Below are 15,238 nucleotides of genomic sequence, written 5' to 3' on the forward strand. Positions count from 1 at the left end.
TGGATCCCCGCCTCCGCGGGGATGACGTTGGTGGACAATACGGCCATGGACTGGCTATCGGAAGTGAAATGGGACGAGAAAGGCCTCGTCCCCGTGATCGCGCAGGAGGCATCCACCGGCGACGTGCTGATGTTCGCCTGGATGGACCGTGAGGCGCTGGCGAAGACCGCCGAGACCGGCCGCGCCGTCTACTTCAGCCGGTCGCGCGGCAAGCTGTGGTTCAAGGGCGAGGAGTCCGGCCACGTGCAGCAGGTCCACGAGATCCGCCTGGACTGCGACAACGACGTGGTCCTGCTGAAGGTGACGCAGCTCGGTCACGATCCCTCGATCGCCTGCCACACCGGCCGCCACAGCTGCTTCTTCCACGTGTACCGCGATGGCGCCTGGCAGGCGGTCGAGCCCGTGCTGAAGGACCCGTCCACCATCTACCCGAATCCCGCATGACCGCACCCGACCCGCTGGAGCGCCTGGCGCAGGTGATCGACAGCCGCAAGCCTGGCGCCGGCGGCAACCCCGACGCGAGCTACGTGGCGCGCCTGCTGCACAAGGGCCCCGACGCCTTCCTGAAGAAGATCGGCGAGGAGGCCACCGAGGTCGTGATGGCCGCCAAGGACGTCGACCACGGCGGCGACCGCCAGAAGCTGGTCGGCGAAGTGGCCGACCTCTGGTTCCACAGCATGATCGCGCTCGCGCACTACGGCCTGCGGCCGGCGGACGTGATCGCGGAGCTCACGCGCCGCGAGGGCCTGAGCGGGCTCGAAGAGAAGGCCTTGCGCAAGGCGCAGGCCCGCGAGGACAACGGCGACTGACCCACCCGGAGGCACCCGCATGGCCGAGACCGACTACGCCACCCTGGACGACAAGAGCCCCGGCGACCGGACCGTGATGCACGTGCTGTACGCGCTGCACACGATCGCGCCCTTCACGATGTGGACGCTGTCGGTGGTCGCCGTGATCATCAACTACGTCAAGCGATCGGACGAGGGCGACCCGCTCTACGCGCGGCACCACGACTACATGATCCGCACCTTCTGGTGGGCCGTGCTCTGGCTGGTGCTGACCTCGCCGCTGTGGCTGCTGCTGTGGATTCCCGGCGCGCTCGCCTGGATGGTGATCGGCGCCTGGTACCTCTATCGCTACCTGCGCGGCTGGCTGCGCTTCAACGACCAACAGGTCCCTCCGGTATGAGCTCCGATCCCAACTGCATCTTCTGCAAGATCGCCGAAGGCAAGATCCCCGCGAAGAAGGTCTACGAGGACGACGAGATCGTCGCCTTCCACGACATCCATCCCTGGGCGCCGGTGCACTTCCTGCTCGTGCCGAAGGAGCACATCGCCTCCATGGCGCACGTGGAGGACAAGCACGCCCCCCTGCTGGGCAAGATGATGAGCCTGGTGCCCAGGCTGGCGAAGCAGGAAGGCACCCGGCCGTATCCCGAGGGCGGCTTCCGCGTGGTGATCAACACCGGCGGCGACGGCGGCCAGGAAGTGCCGCACCTGCACGTCCACGTGATCGGCGGCCCGCGGCCCTGGTTGAAGGGTTGAAGGGCTGAAGGTCCACAACCTTTCACGGAATGCCCGGCCGCAGGGATGAACTTCCCTGCCCGACTAGAATCCGAGCCGTATTACAGGAGAAATCCATGGGTTCCTTTTCCATCTGGCACTGGCTGGTCGTCCTGCTGATCGTCGTGCTCGTCTTCGGCACCAAGAAGCTGAAGAACATCGGCACCGACCTGGGCGGCGCCGTCAAGGGCTTCAAGGACGGCATGAAGGACGGCAGCCAGCCGGACACCCCGGTGCCCCCGGCCAGCCAGGTCACGGCCTCGCAGGGCCCGTCCGCCGCGCCCGCGGACAAGACGACCATCGACGTCGAAGCCCGCAACAAGTCCTGATCCGGTAAAGCGTGCTCGACCTCGGCCTCTCCAAGATGGCGCTGATCGGCGCCGTGGCCCTCATCGTGATCGGGCCGGAGAAACTTCCGCGCGTGGCGCGGACGGTGGGCACGTTGCTGGGCAAGGCCCAGCGCTACGTGAACGACGTCAAGGCCGAAGTGAACCGCTCCATGGAGCTCGACGAGCTCAAGAAGATGAAGGAGACGGTCGAAAGCGCCGCGCGCGACGTCGAGACCTCGGTGTCCACCGCCGCTTCCGATTTCGAGAAGCAGTGGCAGGACGCCACCACCACGGCGCTCGCGGAGCCGCCCGCCTTCCCGGAATACAAGCACCCGAAGAAGAAGTGGCGCGTGAAGCAGGGCGCCGTGCCGCACTGGTACAAGGCCCGCACCGGCGTGCGCACCCGCGCGCTGTCCGGCGCCGCGCGTGTGGCAAAGTACCGCCCGCAGAAGTTCAACTGAAAGCGGGGCCGGCAGCGCCGGCGGCCGTTCCCCTATGTCCACCACTCCCAACGACCAGGACGACGAGCTGGCCGGCACCGAGCAGCCCTTCGTTTCGCACCTCATCGAGCTGCGCGACCGGCTGATCAAGGCGACCATCGCGATCGCGGTCGTCGCCGGCGTGCTCGCGATCTGGCCCGGGCCCGCGGCCCTGTACGACATCCTGGCCGCGCCGCTCGTGGCGCACCTGCCCAAGGGCGCCACGCTGATCGCCACCTCGGTGATCTCGCCCTTCATCGTGCCGCTGAAGATCCTGCTGATGGCGGCCTTCCTGATCGCGCTGCCGGTGGTGCTGTGGCAGGTGTGGGCCTTCGTGGCGCCGGGGCTCTATTCGCACGAGAAGAAGCTGGTGCTGCCGCTGGTGGTCTCCAGCACCATCCTGTTCTTCATCGGGGTGTCCTTCTGCTACTTCTTCGTGTTCGGGCAGGTGTTCTCCTTCATCCAGAGCTTCGCGCCCAAGAGCATCACCGCCGCGCCGGACATCGAGGCCTACCTCAGTTTCGTGCTGACCATGTTCCTCGCCTTCGGCGCCGCCTTCGAGGTGCCGATCGTGGTGGTCGTGCTGGCCCGCATGGGCCTGGTGTCGGTGGAGAAGCTGAAGGAATTCCGCGGCTACTTCGTCGTGCTGGCCTTCATCATCGCCGCCGTGATCACGCCGCCGGACGTCGTGTCGCAGCTGGCGCTGGCCCTGCCCATGTGCCTGCTGTACGAGGCGGGCATCTGGGCGGCGCAGGTGTTCATCAAGCACACCAAGGCGCCGGAGGAAGCGGGCGAAGGCGCGAAGCCCTGATTTCGTCATCCCCGCGCAGGCGGGGATCCAGGGCATCGAGAAAAAGCGGCGCAGTACGCCGCTTTCGCTTTGGAAGCTCTGGATTCCCGCCTCCGCGGGAATGACCGTATCAGCGTCCCGGCAGTCCCGGCACCGCCTGCCCGTTCTGCGGCTTGGGCTTCGGCCGGCGGCCCGGGGTGACGGTGGCCTCGACCGTGTCGTCGCGGCGCTGCACCTTGAACTGCGTGGGCGTGCCGGGCTTGAGCGCCGCCACGGTGGACAGCAGCTCCGACACGTTGGCGACGTCCTTGCCGCCCACCTGCGCCACGACGTCGCCGGGGCGGATGCCGGCCTGCGCGGCCGGGCCGTTCTGCAGCACGCCGGTGATCAGCACGCCCTTGCGGGCCTTCACGCCGAAGGTCTCCATCAGCTCGGGCGAGAGGTCGGCGGGCTCGACGCCGATCCAGCCGCGCGTCACCACGCCGTCCTTCACGATGCCTTCCAGCACCAGCTTGGCGGTCGACACGGGGATCGCGAAGCCGATGCCCATGCTGCCGCCGGAGCGCGAGTAGATCGCGGTGTTGATCCCCATCAGGTTGCCGTTGACGTCGACCAGCGCGCCGCCCGAGTTGCCGGGGTTGATCGCCGCATCCGTCTGGATGAAGTTCTCGAAGGTGTTGATGCCCAGCTGGTTGCGTCCCAGCGCGCTGACGATGCCGCTGGTGACCGTGAGGCCGACGCCGAAGGGGTTGCCGATCGCCAGCACCTGGTCGCCCACCTGCAGGGCGTCCGAGTTGCCGAGGGTGACCACGGGCAGCCGGTCGAGCGCGACCTTCAGGATCGCGAGGTCGGTCTCGGGATCGGTGCCGATGATCTTGCCGCGCGTCTTGCGGCTGTCGTTGAGGGTCACCTCGATCTCGGTCGCGCCTTCCACCACGTGGTTGTTGGTGAGGATGAAGCCGTCGGGGCTGATGATGACGCCGCTGCCCAGGCCGCTTTGCGGCACGCCGCCCTGGTCGCCGAAGAAGAAGCGGAACCACGGGTCGTTGGAGGAGGGCTTCTCGCCGGCCTTCAGCGTGTTGATGCTCACCACCGCCGCCGAGGCCTTCTGCGCCGCCTGCCGGAAACTGCCGGGAGGCGGCGGCGCGTTGGGCTGCTGGGGCGCCTCGCTCAGCGCGACGCCGGTGCTGGCGGAAGTCACCGGGCGCTGCTGCAGCCATTCCGGCTTCATCGTGAGGACCACGAAGTACGCCGCCAGCAGCACGGTGACGGCTTGGGAGAAGACCAGCCAGAAACGTCGCATGTCGTTCCGATAGGGGAAAGCCCGAGTTTATGCCTCCCCGGCCTGCCGGTCAGCCCGCGGCGCGGTGCAGGGGCACGACGTTGTGGCCGGGTTCGGGCGGCAGGTGCCGGCGGCCGAATTGGGCCTGTTCCGCCGGCACGATGGCCCGGCTCGCGGGATCGACGATCGCCGCCCGCGAGCGCATCGCCCGGGCGGCCTCGGCCAGGCGCTGCGCTTCGTCCAGCACGTCCTCCGCCTCCGCGTGCCGGGCGCGCAGGTGCACGATGCCCACGCCCACGTCGAAGCGCACCTGCACCGGCTCGCCGCCGCGGCCGGTCACTTCGACCGGCCGGCGCACGCTGGCCGCCAGCCGCAGGCCCAGGCCGCGCAGCGCCACCGGCGCCGGGATGGCCTCCACCAGCGCGACGAAGCAGCGCTCCCAGTAGCGGCCCACCGGGTTGACCACGCCGACCTGCCGCTGGATGCGCGCCGCGATCGTCATCCAGGCTTCGTTGAGTCCGGCGCCGCCCACCAGGGCCGTCACGCGTTCGGCATCGAAGATCGTGACGGCGAGCAGGGCGCCGTCGCGCCGGGTGCGCCCGCGGCGGCGCTGCGACTCGACCAGCCGGTGCACCAGCGCCGCGCTGCTGTACAACTTGGTGACGGGGTCCACCGCCGGCACGCTGCCGCGCTCGCGGGTGCGCCATTCGTGGCGCTCGCGGCGCCACAGCACCGCGCCGGTCAACCCGTTGCTGAAGGCGGCGCAGGCCGCGACCGCCGCCTGCGCCGGCCAGCCCCACTGGCCCAGGCGCATGGCCAGTGCGTACAGGCCCGCCAGGGCCGGCAGCGTGAGCAGGCAGCCCAGTGCCATGGCGAGCGCCAGCCGGTCGCCGAAGGTCCAGGCGCGGAAGGTGAGCCAGCAGGTGAGGGCGCTGCCGCCCACGGCCAGGGCCGCGGCCGCGGGCAGGCGCTGGTGCGCCGGCAGCCAGAGGGCGGCGACCGCGAGCAGCGGCAGCGCCAGCGCGGACAGGCGCAAGGCCGCGGCCATGAAGCGGTCGCGGTGGGCCGCGCCCAGCCAGCCGTGGATCCAGAAATTGGACAGGGCCACGCACAGGGGGCCGGCGAGCACCTGCAGCATCTGCAGCCGCCCGCCGCCCGTGGCGCCTGCCTTGTGCAGCACGCCGCTCAGGACGAGCACCAGCAGGAGCACGCTCAGGTGATAGCTGACCGCCCGCAGCTGCGACACGCTCGGCCGCGCGAGCAGGTCGCCCGCGCGCGCCACCGCGACGGCGGCGATCGCCCCCAGGGCCATGCTCCACACGATCAGCGACTGCACGTTCATCGCGGCTCCTCTCAGCGGCCGTGATGGTGGTCCCGGGCCGGCCGTGGCCGCCGTAGCAGAATGGGGGCTGGATTTGTGCCCTATTCCCCATGCGTTCCCGGCAAGACCTCCAGCAAGCCTTCGACACCCTGCTCGCCCCCGAGCGCTTCAAGGACTACGGGCCCAACGGCCTGCAGGTGGAGGGGCGCGAGCAGGTGCGCAAGATCGTCTCCGGCGTCACCGCGAGCCGGGCGCTGATCGAGGCGGCCGTCGCCCGCGGCGCCGATGCGGTGTTCGTGCACCACGGCCTGTTCTGGCGCGGGCAGGACGGCCGCGTGACCGGCTGGATGAAGCAGCGCCTGGCGCTGCTGCTGGCGCACGACATCAACCTGTTCGCCTACCACCTGCCGCTGGACGCGCACCCGGAGCTGGGGAACAACGCGCAGTTCGGCCGGCAGCTGGGGCTGGTCGCCACCGGGCGCTTCGGCGAGCAGGACCTCGGCTTCCTCGGCGGGCGCGGCGACGGCGCGGTCTTCACCGACACCGAGGCGCTCGCCGTGCACGTGCGCAAGGTGCTGGGCCGGCCGGTCATCTCGGTCGCGGGCGCGCGCGGGCCGCTGCAGCGCATCGCCTGGTGCACGGGCGGCGCGCAGTCGTACTTCGAGGCGGCGATCGCGGCCGGCGCGCAGGCCTTCCTGACCGGCGAGATCTCCGAGCCGCAGGCGCACTACGCGCGCGAATGCGGCGTGAGCTTCATCGCCTGCGGGCACCACGCGACCGAGCGCTACGGCGCACCGGCGGTCGCGGAACACGTGGCGCGCGAGCTGGGGCTGGCGCACGAGTTCGTGGACGTGGACAACCCGGCATGAAATGCTTCGCCGTGACGATGGGCGATCCCGCCGGGATCGGCCCGGAGATCATCGCCAAGGCCTGGCGGCAGCAGCCGGCGGCGATGGCGGGCTGCTTCGTCGCGGGCGATGTGGAATGCCTGCGGCGCGGAGCGGCCGTCGTCGCCCACCCGCCACTCGCCATTGCCCGCATCGCGTCGCCGGCCGAAGCGGCGGACGTCCCGCCGCGCTGCATCCCCGTGCTGCAGGTGGGCGAGCCGGCGCGCACGTTGCCGCCGCTGGGCCAGGTGAGCGCCGCCGCCGGCCGCATGGCGGCCGATGCGGTGCTGTGGGCGACGCGCGCCGCGCTGCGCGGCGAAGTGGCCGCGGTGGTCACCGCGCCGCTGCACAAGGAAGCGCTGTCCGCGGCCGGCCTGCCTTACCCCGGTCACACCGAGCTGCTGCAGGCCGAGGCTGCCGCCCACGCGGGCGTGCCGCTGGATCGCATGCCGGTGCGCATGATGCTGGCCAACGACGAACTGCGCACTGTGCTGGTGAGCATCCACGTGGCGCTGCGCGCGGCGCTCGATGCCGTCACCTTCGACCAGGTGCTGGAGACCCTGCGCATCACCGACGAGGCGCTCACGGCGACGCTCGGCACGCGGCCGCGCATCGCGGTGGCGGGCCTCAATCCGCATGCGGGCGAGGGCGGGCTGTTCGGCCGCGAGGAGATCGACACCATCGTGCCCGCGATCCAGGCGGCGCAGGCCCGTGGCATCCGGGCGACAGGGCCGTTCGCGCCCGACACCGTCTTCATGCGCGCACGCCGCGGCGAGTTCGACGCGGTGGTCGCGATGTACCACGACCAGGGGCTGATCCCGGTGAAGTACCTGGGGGTGGAGAAGGGCGTGAACGTCACCCTGGGGCTGCCGCTGGTGCGCACGAGCCCGGATCACGGCACCGCGTTCGACATCGCGGGCAGCGGCAAGGCGGATGCTTCGAGCCTGCTGGAGGCCGTGGCGATGGCGAGGAAGCTGGTTCGCTCGTAGACGGAGTGCGACGTAGGCTGGGGTGCAAGCCCAGCGGTTCCGCGCACCGCTGGGGTTCCACCCCAGCCTACAAGACTCTAGCGCGCGCGCAGGCTGTCGCGGATCTCGCGCAGCAGCAGCACGTCTTCCGGCGGCGGCGCCGGTTCGGCCGCCACCTCGGGCGGCCCGGCCTGCCGGCGCAGGCGGTTGATGGCCCGCACCATCAGGAAGATGATGAAGGCGAGGATCACGAAGTTCAGGGCCACGGTGACGAAGTTGCCCCAGGCCAGCACGGGGACGCCGGCCTTCTTCAGCGCCTCCAGCGTCATCGGCGTGCCCGCCGGTGGTTGCGCCAGCACCACGAACAGGCTGGAGAAATCCAGCTTGCCGACGATGCGGGCGATGACCGGCATGACGACGTCGCCGACCAGCGAATCGACGATCTTGCCGAACGCCGCGCCGATGATCACGCCGACCGCGAGGTCGACCACGTTCCCCTTGATCGCGAATTCGCGAAACTCCTGCAGCAGTTTCATTGGGCCGCTCCTCTCCATTGGAACGGGCGCAGTATGCAGCACGGGGCCCGGCTGGAATCCCCCATACACGACCCGCTACAATCGCCGGTTGGCTAAACAGCAGAGATCCTTGAGGACCCCATGAGCAACTCCACGGTCGACGCCAGCAAGCGGACCTGGCTGATCGCCTCCGGTTGCGCGGGCGCGGTGGGCGCAGGCTTCGTTGCCGTCCCCTTCGTCAGCAGCTTCGAGCCTTCCGAGCGCGCCAAGGCCGCCGGTGCCCCCGTCGAAGTCGACATCTCCGCGCTGCGTCCCGGCGAGAAGATGACGGTCGAATGGCGCGGCAAGCCCGTGTGGATCCTGCGCCGCACGCCGGAGCAGGTCGCCGCCCTGCCGAAGAACGACGGCCAGCTGGCCGACCCGAAGTCCGACCGCACGGCCTACCCCACGCCGGACTACGCGAAGAACGAGGGCCGCTCGATCAAGCCCGAGTACTTCGTCGCCGTGGGCATCTGCTCGCACCTGGGCTGCTCGCCCACCGACCGCCTGCAGTCCGGGCCGCAGCCCTCGCTGCCGGACGACTGGCAGGGCGGCTTCCTCTGCCCCTGCCACGGTTCGACCTTCGACCTGGCCGGCCGCGTCTACAAGAACAAGCCCGCCCCCGACAACCTGGAAGTGCCCCCGCACATGTACCTGTCGGACACGCGCCTGGTGATCGGCGAAGACAAGAAGGCCTGAACCCATGGCTGAATTCAAGGAAATCTCGCCGAACGCCTCCGCGCCGGCCAAGCTGGACAACTGGCTGCGCAACCGGTTCCCGACCGCGTTCGACGCCTACAAGGTCCACATGTCGGAGTACTACGCTCCGAAGAACTTCAACTTCTGGTACTTCTTCGGCTCGCTGGCGCTGCTGGTGCTGGTGATCCAGATCGTCACCGGCATCTTCCTGGTGATGCACTACAAGCCGGACGCGGCCGTCGCCTTCGCCTCCGTCGAGTACATCATGCGCGACGTGCCGTGGGGCTGGTTGATCCGCTACATGCACTCCACCGGTGCATCGGCCTTCTTCATCGTGGTCTACCTCCACATGTTCAAGGCGCTGATCTACGGCGGCTACCGCAAGCCGCGCGAGCTGGTGTGGATCTTCGGCTGCCTGATCTTCCTGATGCTGATGGCCGAGGCCTTCTTCGGCTACCTGCTCCCGTGGGGCCAGATGTCCTACTGGGGCGCGCAGGTGATCGTGAACCTGTTCGCCGCCGTGCCCTTCGTCGGCCACGACCTCGCCCTGCTGATCCGCGGCGACTACGTGGTGTCCGATGCGACGCTGAACCGCTTCTTCAGCTTCCACGTGATCGCGATCCCGCTGGTGCTGATCGGCCTGGTCGTGGCGCACCTGTTCGCGCTGCACGACGTCGGCTCCAACAACCCGGACGGCATCGACATCAAGGCGAAGGACTACCCGAAGGCCGCCAACGGCTTCTCGGTGGACGCCATCCCCTTCCATCCGTACTACAGCGTGCACGACATGATGGGCGTGGGCGTGTTCCTGATGGTGTTCAGCGCGATCATCTTCTTCGCGCCGGAACTGGGCGGCTACTTCCTGGAGTACAACAACTTCATCCCGGCCGACCCGCTGAAGACGCCGCCGCACATCGCGCCGGTCTGGTACTTCACGCCGTTCTACTCGATGCTGCGCGCCACGACGTCCGTGATGGTGTACGTGTTCTGCGCCATCGTCGTGCTCGCCGTGCTGTTCGTCTTCCTGCGCAGCCGGCTTTCCCTGATGGCCAAGGTCGCGGTCGCGGTCGCCGGTGCCATCGCCATCGCGCTGCTGCTCGCCTTCGACGCCAAGTTCTGGGGCGTGGTGATCATGGGCGCCGCCGTGATCATCCTGTTCTTCCTGCCCTGGCTGGACAAGAGCCCCGTGCGCTCGATCCGCTACCGTCCGGGCTGGCACAAGTGGGTCTACGGCATCTTCGTGATCTGGTTCCTGGTGCTCGGCTACCTGGGCATCCAGCCGCCGTCCGACGGCAAGACCCTGCTCGCCCAGATCGGCACGATCTACTACTTCGGCTTCTTCCTGCTGATGCCGTGGTGGAGCCGCCTCGGCGAGTTCAAGCCGGTGCCCGACCGCATCACCTTCGCCGCGCACTGACGAAGGAGCGCCCGAGAAAATGAAAAAACTGATCCTCACCGTGCTGGCCGCCTTCGGCTTCGCTGCCGGCGCCCACGCCGCCACCGAAGGCATCCACTGGGACAAGGCGCCCGACCGCACCAACGACCTGCCGGCGCTGCAGAACGGCGCCAAGCTGTTCGTCAACTACTGCCTGAACTGCCACTCCGCCGCCTTCATGCGCTTCAACCGGCTGGCGGACATCGGCATCTCCGAGCAGCAGATCAAGGACAACCTGCTGGTGGGCACCGACAAGGTGGGCGACGTGATGAAGTCGTCCATCGACCCGAAGGAAGCCAAGGAATGGTTCGGCGGCAACCCGCCCGACCTGACGCTGATCGCGCGCTCCCGTTCGGGCCATGGCGGCACCGGTGCCGACTACCTCTACACCTACCTGCGCAGCTACTACCGCGACGCGGCCAAGCCCACGGGCTGGAACAACCTGGCGTTCCCCAACGTCGGCATGCCGCACGTGCTGTACGAGCTGCAGGGCGATCGCGAGCCGCAGTTCGACACGATCGAGGCGCACGGCCACGAGACGCACGTCTTCAAGGGCTGGAAGCAGGTGAGCCCCGGCGCGCTGACGCCGCTGCAGTACGAGCAGGCGGTGGGCGACCTCGTCGGCTTCCTGCAGTGGATGGGCGAGCCTTCGCAGAACCACCGCGTGCGCGTGGGCGCCTGGGTGCTGATGTTCCTGGCCGTGCTGACGGTCATCTTCTGGCGCCTCAACGCGGCGTTCTGGAAAGACGTGAAATAAAGTCGGGTACGCGGTCCGCTCCCCGGACACGCGTGCTTCCGAGGATTAGAGTGGGTGTCTTTGCGCCCACTCTTTTTGGTTTTTAGAGGACATTCAAGATGATGGTGCTGTATTCGGGCACGACCTGCCCCTTCTCGCATCGCTGCCGCTTCGTGCTGTTCGAGAAGGGCATGGATTTCGAGATCCGAGACGTCGACCTGTACAACAAGCCGGAAGACATCAACGTGATGAACCCGTACGGCCAGGTCCCGATCCTGGTCGAGCGCGACCTCATCCTGTACGAGTCGAACATCATCAACGAGTACATCGACGAGCGCTTCCCGCATCCGCAGCTGATGCCCGGCGACCCGGTGGACCGCGCCCGCGTGCGCCTGTTCCTGCTCAACTTCGAGAAGGAACTGTTCGTGCACGTGTCGACGCTCGAGTCGCGCGCCTCCAAGGGCAACGAGAAGGCGCTGGAGAAGGCGCGTTCGCACATCCGCGACCGCCTCACGCAGCTCGCTCCGGTGTTCCTGAAGAACAAGTACATGCTGGGCGACAACTTCTCGATGCTCGACGTCGCGATCGCGCCGCTGCTGTGGCGCCTCGATTACTACGGCATCGAGCTGTCGAAGAACGCGGCGCCGCTGCTGAAATATGCCGAGCGCATCTTCTCGCGTCCCGCGTATATTGAAGCGCTGACCCCGTCCGAAAAGGTCATGCGCAAGTAAGGCATACTGCCTGCAGAGCAGTACCCGCCAAGGCATGAACGCACTGGAATCGACGTCCACCCGCCCGTACCTGATACGGGCCCTCTACGAATGGTGCACCGACAACGGCTTCACGCCGTATGTGGCGGTGCTGGTGGACGACTCCGTGCATGTGCCGCGCGAGTACGTGAAGAACGGTGAGATCGTGCTGAACATCAGTTACGACGCCACCAGCTCGCTGAAACTGGGCAACGACTTCATCGAGTTCAAGGCGCGCTTTGCCGGCTCCGCGCGCGAGATCATGGTCCCCGTGAACCGGGTGATCGCGATCTATGCGCGCGAGAACGGCCAGGGCATGGCCTTCCCGGTGCCGGTGGCGGGCACGCCGTCGGACGAACCGAGGCAGCCTTCGCCGCTGTCGAAGGTGCCGGCCGCCCCGGCCGAACCGTCCGACGGCCGCGTCGTGCAGCTGGTCACGCCGGAAGAGGGCGGCAAGCCGCCGGAGCAGGAACCCCCGAAGCCGCCCGCGGGCGGCGGCCCGCGGCCGGCGCTCAAGCGCGTCAAATAAGCCGGCTGGTTTTTGTCGTTGCGGGCTCGGCCCGGCAATCCATGGATCCCGGGTCAAGCCCGGGATGACAGGATCCCTACAATCCCCGCATCGCCGGTTTAGCTCAGTTGGTAGAGCACCCGCCTTGTAAGCGGAAGGTCGTCCGTTCGATTCGGACAACCGGCACCAATCCATCGCGTCGATTCTCCCGGCGCCACTCCACCGCACGCTCGAGAAAACGCAAGCGCGACACGGCACTTTGCGTGGCGCGCCGCATGGCGAACTCCTCAGGGGAAAAGCACACGAAAGTTCTGACATGTCGCTCATGTGACAGTAGAATGCCGCGCCGCAACATGACTGATCGAGGAGGCGCGCTTTGTTTCCTACCTACCGGCGGGCGGGCCGGCCCCACCTGAAGCAGGTGCCCGCATGAGCCCTCGCAAGCCCTTGACCTTGCACCGCCTGCGCGAGATGCACGCGGGCGGCGAGAAGATCGCGATGCTCACCTGCTACGACACCACATTCGCGCGCGTCCTGGACCATGCAGGCGTCGACTGCCTCCTGGTCGGGGATTCGCTCGGCATGGTCCTGCAGGGCCAGCCGGGCACCGTGCCGGTGACTCTCGAGCAGATGGTCTATCACACGCGGTGCGTGGCGGCCGGCAATCGCAGCGCCTGGCTGATCGGGGACCTTCCCTTCGGCAGCTACCAGGAGTCGCGCGAGCTGGCGCTGCGCAGTGCCACTGCCTTGATGCAGGCCGGTGCCCACATGGTCAAGCTGGAAGGCGGCGGCTGGACCGTCGAGACCGTGCGTTTCCTGGTCGAACGGGGAGTGCCGGTGTGCGCGCACCTGGGGCTCACGCCGCAGTCGGTGCATGCCCTGGGAGGCTGGCGCATCCAGGGCCGCGACGATGCCGCCGCCGACAAACTATGCCGCGATGCCCGCGCACTGTCGGACGCGGGCGCGTCCATGCTGGTGCTGGAGCTGATGCCCTCGGTCCTCGGCGCGACGATCTCGCGCGAGCTGCCGATCCCCGTCATCGGCATCGGCGCCGGACCGGGATGCAGCGGCCAGGTGCTCGTGCTTCACGACATGCTGGGGCTCGCACCCGAGCGGCCGCCCCGGTTCGTCCGCGACTTCATGGCGGGAGCGGGCGGCATCGCGGACGCCGTGCGCCAGTACGTGCTGGCCGTGAAGGACGGCTCCTTCCCCGACCCGACCCTGCACTGCTACTGAGGATTCCATGCACATCGTCCACACCATCGCGGAGCTGCGAGATCGGCTCGCCCGCTTTCAACGCCCGGCGTTCGTGCCCACCATGGGCAACCTGCACGAGGGGCACATGGCGCTGGTGCGGCAGGCGAAGCCGCTCGGCGACGTCACCGTGGCGAGCGTCTTCGTCAATCGCCTGCAGTTCCTGCCGCACGAGGATTTCGACACCTACCCGCGCACGCTCGCGGCCGACGCGGCCAAGCTCGCCGGCGCCGGTTGCGACCTGCTGTTCGCACCCAGCGAAGGCGAGCTCTATCCCGGCCCGCAGACTTTCAGGATCGTGCCCGACCCGGCCATCGCCGACATCCTGGAAGGCCACTTCCGCCCCGGGTTCTTCACCGGCGTGTGCACGGTGGTGATGAAGCTGCTGCAGTGCGTGCAGCCGCGCGTGGCGGTGTTCGGCAAGAAGGACTACCAGCAGCTCATGGTGATCCGCCGCATGGTGCGGCAGTTCGCACTCCCGACCGAGATCGTCGCCGGCGAGACGCAGCGCGCGGCGGATGGACTCGCGCTCTCGTCGCGCAACGGCTACCTGTCCGCGCAGGAGCGGCAAGAGGCGGTATCCCTCCACCGCGTCCTCACGCTCATGGCGCAGCGCGCTCGTGCTGGCGAGGCGCATGCCCCGATCGAGAGCGAGGCGATCGAGACTCTCCGTCAACGGGGGTGGAAGCCCGACTACCTCCTCCTGCGCCGGCGCCTCGACTTGCAGCAGCCCGCGGCGGGGGATGACCTGGTCGTGCTGGGTGCCGCACGCCTCGGCGAGACGCGGCTGATCGACAACATCGAAGTGTGATCTAACGCACCAGCCGCGGCGCCAGCTCGCGGATGCGTCCGGCGACGTGCCGGGCCGCGCGGGACAGGGGGCGCTGCGTCGTGACGGCGAGGACGATCGTGCGCCGGATCGCCGGCTTCACGATGGGCGTGGCCGCAAGGGTGCCGCGGGCCAGTTCCTCCTTCACGGCCATCAGCGGCAGCAGGGTGTAGGCGTGGCCGCTGAGCGCCACGTCCTTCATGCTCCCGGAGCTGTCGACTTCCATCACGATCTCGAGCCGCAGGCCATGCCTGCGCGCCAGCTGGTCCAGCATCGCCCGCAGCCCGTTCGGCGCCGAGGGCAGGACCAGAGGAACGCCGGTCAGCGCCTTGAGCGGGACGCCTTCGTCGGCCAGCAGCGGCTGGCCGGTCTTCCCGATCAGGTAGGTGTCCGCGCTGCCCAGCACCTCCTCGCCGCGCCCGGGGGTCGGGCCGTAGCGGTTGATGACGGCGAGGTCCAGCCGTCCGCTGGCCAACTGCTCGTCCAGGTTTCCGCTGAAGCCCTCCGCCGCATGGAGGGTCACGCCGGGCGCAGTCGTCCGCAGGTCGGCAAAGAGCAGCGGCAGCAGCTGGCGCGCCAGCGACGGCAGCACGCCGACATGCACGGTCCCGGTCGGCACGCCGGCGGATTCGCGCGCGATCGCATCGAGCCGCGTCACCTGTTCCAGCGCCGCCCGCACCTCCGGCAGCATGCGGCGCCCGAATTCCGAGAGGGCCATGCCGCGGCCGGTGCGCTCGAACAGGCGGTCACCCCAGGCCGACTCCAGCGCGGCGATGTGGCGGCTGATCAGGGATTCGGCCAGGTCGGTCGCCGCCGTGGCGCGGGCGAGGGAACCCTGCTCGGCGACATGCACGAA

At 68.7% G+C, this 15,238-nt stretch carries 20 protein-coding genes and 1 tRNA gene; 17 read left to right on the forward strand and 4 right to left on the reverse strand.

What is annotated here, in order from left to right; all coding sequences use genetic code 11:
* Window positions 1–45 precede the first annotated feature (45 nt).
* The 7 genes from hisI to tatC all read left to right on the forward strand — a co-directional run bounded on the left by hisI (window position 46) and on the right by tatC (window position 3,181).
* The gene (gene hisI / locus VF522_RS02605) at window positions 46–444 is read left to right on the forward strand and encodes a phosphoribosyl-AMP cyclohydrolase (RefSeq protein WP_330906657.1); all 399 of its coding nucleotides are present in this window, start codon (window positions 46–48) and stop codon (window positions 442–444) included.
* Entirely contained in the window at window positions 441–809 is a 369-nt protein-coding gene (locus tag VF522_RS02610; protein WP_330906658.1) for a phosphoribosyl-ATP diphosphatase, read from the forward strand. The genes hisI and VF522_RS02610 overlap by 4 nt, the downstream gene beginning before the upstream one ends.
* A gap of 19 nt (window positions 810–828) precedes the next feature.
* Window positions 829–1,188, forward strand: a complete 360-nt coding sequence (locus tag VF522_RS02615) for a hypothetical protein (RefSeq protein WP_330906659.1) — start codon at window positions 829–831, stop codon at window positions 1,186–1,188.
* A complete protein-coding gene (locus VF522_RS02620) occupies window positions 1,185–1,544 on the forward strand; it encodes a histidine triad nucleotide-binding protein (protein WP_330906660.1) in 360 nt (119 codons plus the stop codon). Before VF522_RS02615 ends, VF522_RS02620 begins: the two co-directional genes overlap by 4 nt.
* A gap of 95 nt (window positions 1,545–1,639) precedes the next feature.
* Window positions 1,640–1,891: a Sec-independent protein translocase subunit TatA gene (tatA, locus tag VF522_RS02625; RefSeq protein ID WP_330906661.1), complete on the forward strand. Its 252-nt coding sequence runs from the start codon at window positions 1,640–1,642 to the stop codon at window positions 1,889–1,891.
* 11 nt (window positions 1,892–1,902) lie between these two features.
* Window positions 1,903–2,352, forward strand: a complete 450-nt coding sequence (gene tatB, locus VF522_RS02630; protein ID WP_330906662.1) for a Sec-independent protein translocase protein TatB — start codon at window positions 1,903–1,905, stop codon at window positions 2,350–2,352.
* Between the two features lie 34 nt (window positions 2,353–2,386).
* Entirely contained in the window at window positions 2,387–3,181 is a 795-nt protein-coding gene (tatC, locus tag VF522_RS02635; protein ID WP_330906663.1) for a twin-arginine translocase subunit TatC, read from the forward strand.
* Between the two features lie 109 nt (window positions 3,182–3,290).
* On the opposite strand, the gene VF522_RS02640 is transcribed toward tatC, so the two are convergent.
* Window positions 3,291–4,463 carry a trypsin-like peptidase domain-containing protein gene (locus VF522_RS02640; RefSeq protein ID WP_330906664.1) on the reverse strand — a complete coding sequence of 391 codons (1,173 nt, stop codon included), beginning with the start codon at window positions 4,461–4,463 and terminating at the stop codon, window positions 3,291–3,293.
* Window positions 4,464–4,512: 49 nt separating this feature from the next.
* Window positions 4,513–5,784, reverse strand: a complete 1,272-nt coding sequence (locus tag VF522_RS02645; RefSeq protein ID WP_330906665.1) for a hypothetical protein — start codon at window positions 5,782–5,784, stop codon at window positions 4,513–4,515.
* Window positions 5,785–5,873: 89 nt separating this feature from the next.
* Between VF522_RS02645 and VF522_RS02650 the strand changes: the two genes are divergently transcribed.
* Together VF522_RS02650 and pdxA are read left to right on the forward strand one after the other, a co-directional pair.
* Entirely contained in the window at window positions 5,874–6,632 is a 759-nt protein-coding gene (locus VF522_RS02650; protein ID WP_330906666.1) for a Nif3-like dinuclear metal center hexameric protein, read from the forward strand.
* Window positions 6,629–7,639 (forward strand): 4-hydroxythreonine-4-phosphate dehydrogenase PdxA, encoded by a 1,011-nt coding sequence (pdxA, locus tag VF522_RS02655; RefSeq protein WP_330906667.1) that lies wholly within the window; start codon window positions 6,629–6,631, stop codon window positions 7,637–7,639. The genes VF522_RS02650 and pdxA overlap by 4 nt, the downstream gene beginning before the upstream one ends.
* A gap of 77 nt (window positions 7,640–7,716) precedes the next feature.
* Here pdxA and mscL read toward each other — a convergent pair whose 3' ends face one another.
* Window positions 7,717–8,154, reverse strand: coding sequence for a large conductance mechanosensitive channel protein MscL (mscL, locus tag VF522_RS02660; protein WP_330906668.1), 438 nt, complete (start codon window positions 8,152–8,154; stop codon window positions 7,717–7,719).
* Window positions 8,155–8,274: 120 nt separating this feature from the next.
* On the opposite strand from mscL, the gene petA reads away from it, so the two are divergent.
* From petA to panC, 8 genes are all read left to right on the forward strand, one after another.
* Window positions 8,275–8,871, forward strand: a complete 597-nt coding sequence (gene petA / locus VF522_RS02665; RefSeq protein WP_330906669.1) for a ubiquinol-cytochrome c reductase iron-sulfur subunit — start codon at window positions 8,275–8,277, stop codon at window positions 8,869–8,871.
* A 4-nt stretch (window positions 8,872–8,875) separates the two neighbouring features.
* On the forward strand, window positions 8,876–10,288 hold the full coding sequence (locus VF522_RS02670; protein WP_330906670.1) for a cytochrome bc complex cytochrome b subunit: 1,413 nt from the start codon (window positions 8,876–8,878) through the stop codon (window positions 10,286–10,288).
* Between the two features lie 19 nt (window positions 10,289–10,307).
* On the forward strand, window positions 10,308–11,063 hold the full coding sequence (locus VF522_RS02675; protein WP_330906671.1) for a cytochrome c1: 756 nt from the start codon (window positions 10,308–10,310) through the stop codon (window positions 11,061–11,063).
* A 98-nt stretch (window positions 11,064–11,161) separates the two neighbouring features.
* Window positions 11,162–11,773, forward strand: coding sequence for a glutathione S-transferase N-terminal domain-containing protein (locus tag VF522_RS02680; RefSeq protein ID WP_330906672.1), 612 nt, complete (start codon window positions 11,162–11,164; stop codon window positions 11,771–11,773).
* A 34-nt stretch (window positions 11,774–11,807) separates the two neighbouring features.
* On the forward strand, window positions 11,808–12,320 hold the full coding sequence (locus tag VF522_RS02685; RefSeq protein WP_330906673.1) for a ClpXP protease specificity-enhancing factor: 513 nt from the start codon (window positions 11,808–11,810) through the stop codon (window positions 12,318–12,320).
* A gap of 92 nt (window positions 12,321–12,412) precedes the next feature.
* Window positions 12,413–12,488: transfer RNA gene (locus VF522_RS02690), tRNA-Thr, on the forward strand.
* Between the two features lie 240 nt (window positions 12,489–12,728).
* Complete coding sequence (gene panB / locus VF522_RS02695; RefSeq protein WP_330906674.1) at window positions 12,729–13,535, forward strand: 3-methyl-2-oxobutanoate hydroxymethyltransferase; 807 nt, start codon at window positions 12,729–12,731, stop codon at window positions 13,533–13,535.
* A gap of 7 nt (window positions 13,536–13,542) precedes the next feature.
* On the forward strand, window positions 13,543–14,364 hold the full coding sequence (panC, locus tag VF522_RS02700) for a pantoate--beta-alanine ligase (RefSeq protein WP_330906675.1): 822 nt from the start codon (window positions 13,543–13,545) through the stop codon (window positions 14,362–14,364).
* Window position 14,365: 1 nt separating this feature from the next.
* Here panC and VF522_RS02705 read toward each other — a convergent pair.
* The coding region (locus tag VF522_RS02705) for a LysR family transcriptional regulator (protein WP_330906676.1) at window positions 14,366–15,238 on the reverse strand (873 nt) is incomplete at its 5' end.

Origin of the sequence: Ramlibacter sp. (assembly GCF_036383835.1) — a bacterium.
GTDB lineage: Bacteria > Pseudomonadota > Gammaproteobacteria > Burkholderiales > Burkholderiaceae_C > Ramlibacter.

What these genes read in the sequence shown, in the direction of transcription:
- hisI (WP_330906657.1), top strand. Translation starts at nt 46, where the DNA reads ATGGACTGGCTATCGGAAGTGAAATGGGACGAGAAAGGCCTCGTCCCC.
- VF522_RS02685 (WP_330906673.1), top strand. Translation starts at nt 11,808, where the DNA reads ATGAACGCACTGGAATCGACGTCCACCCGCCCGTACCTGATACGGGCC.
- VF522_RS02650 (WP_330906666.1), top strand. Translation starts at nt 5,874, where the DNA reads ATGCGTTCCCGGCAAGACCTCCAGCAAGCCTTCGACACCCTGCTCGCC.
- mscL (WP_330906668.1), bottom strand. Translation starts at nt 8,154, where the DNA reads ATGAAACTGCTGCAGGAGTTTCGCGAATTCGCGATCAAGGGGAACGTG.
- VF522_RS02670 (WP_330906670.1), top strand. Translation starts at nt 8,876, where the DNA reads ATGGCTGAATTCAAGGAAATCTCGCCGAACGCCTCCGCGCCGGCCAAG.
- VF522_RS02610 (WP_330906658.1), top strand. Translation starts at nt 441, where the DNA reads ATGACCGCACCCGACCCGCTGGAGCGCCTGGCGCAGGTGATCGACAGC.
- VF522_RS02645 (WP_330906665.1), bottom strand. Translation starts at nt 5,784, where the DNA reads ATGAACGTGCAGTCGCTGATCGTGTGGAGCATGGCCCTGGGGGCGATC.
- petA (WP_330906669.1), top strand. Translation starts at nt 8,275, where the DNA reads ATGAGCAACTCCACGGTCGACGCCAGCAAGCGGACCTGGCTGATCGCC.
- tatA (WP_330906661.1), top strand. Translation starts at nt 1,640, where the DNA reads ATGGGTTCCTTTTCCATCTGGCACTGGCTGGTCGTCCTGCTGATCGTC.
- tatC (WP_330906663.1), top strand. Translation starts at nt 2,387, where the DNA reads ATGTCCACCACTCCCAACGACCAGGACGACGAGCTGGCCGGCACCGAG.
- VF522_RS02640 (WP_330906664.1), bottom strand. Translation starts at nt 4,463, where the DNA reads ATGCGACGTTTCTGGCTGGTCTTCTCCCAAGCCGTCACCGTGCTGCTG.
- panC (WP_330906675.1), top strand. Translation starts at nt 13,543, where the DNA reads ATGCACATCGTCCACACCATCGCGGAGCTGCGAGATCGGCTCGCCCGC.
- panB (WP_330906674.1), top strand. Translation starts at nt 12,729, where the DNA reads ATGAGCCCTCGCAAGCCCTTGACCTTGCACCGCCTGCGCGAGATGCAC.
- pdxA (WP_330906667.1), top strand. Translation starts at nt 6,629, where the DNA reads ATGAAATGCTTCGCCGTGACGATGGGCGATCCCGCCGGGATCGGCCCG.
- VF522_RS02680 (WP_330906672.1), top strand. Translation starts at nt 11,162, where the DNA reads ATGATGGTGCTGTATTCGGGCACGACCTGCCCCTTCTCGCATCGCTGC.
- VF522_RS02615 (WP_330906659.1), top strand. Translation starts at nt 829, where the DNA reads ATGGCCGAGACCGACTACGCCACCCTGGACGACAAGAGCCCCGGCGAC.
- VF522_RS02620 (WP_330906660.1), top strand. Translation starts at nt 1,185, where the DNA reads ATGAGCTCCGATCCCAACTGCATCTTCTGCAAGATCGCCGAAGGCAAG.
- VF522_RS02675 (WP_330906671.1), top strand. Translation starts at nt 10,308, where the DNA reads ATGAAAAAACTGATCCTCACCGTGCTGGCCGCCTTCGGCTTCGCTGCC.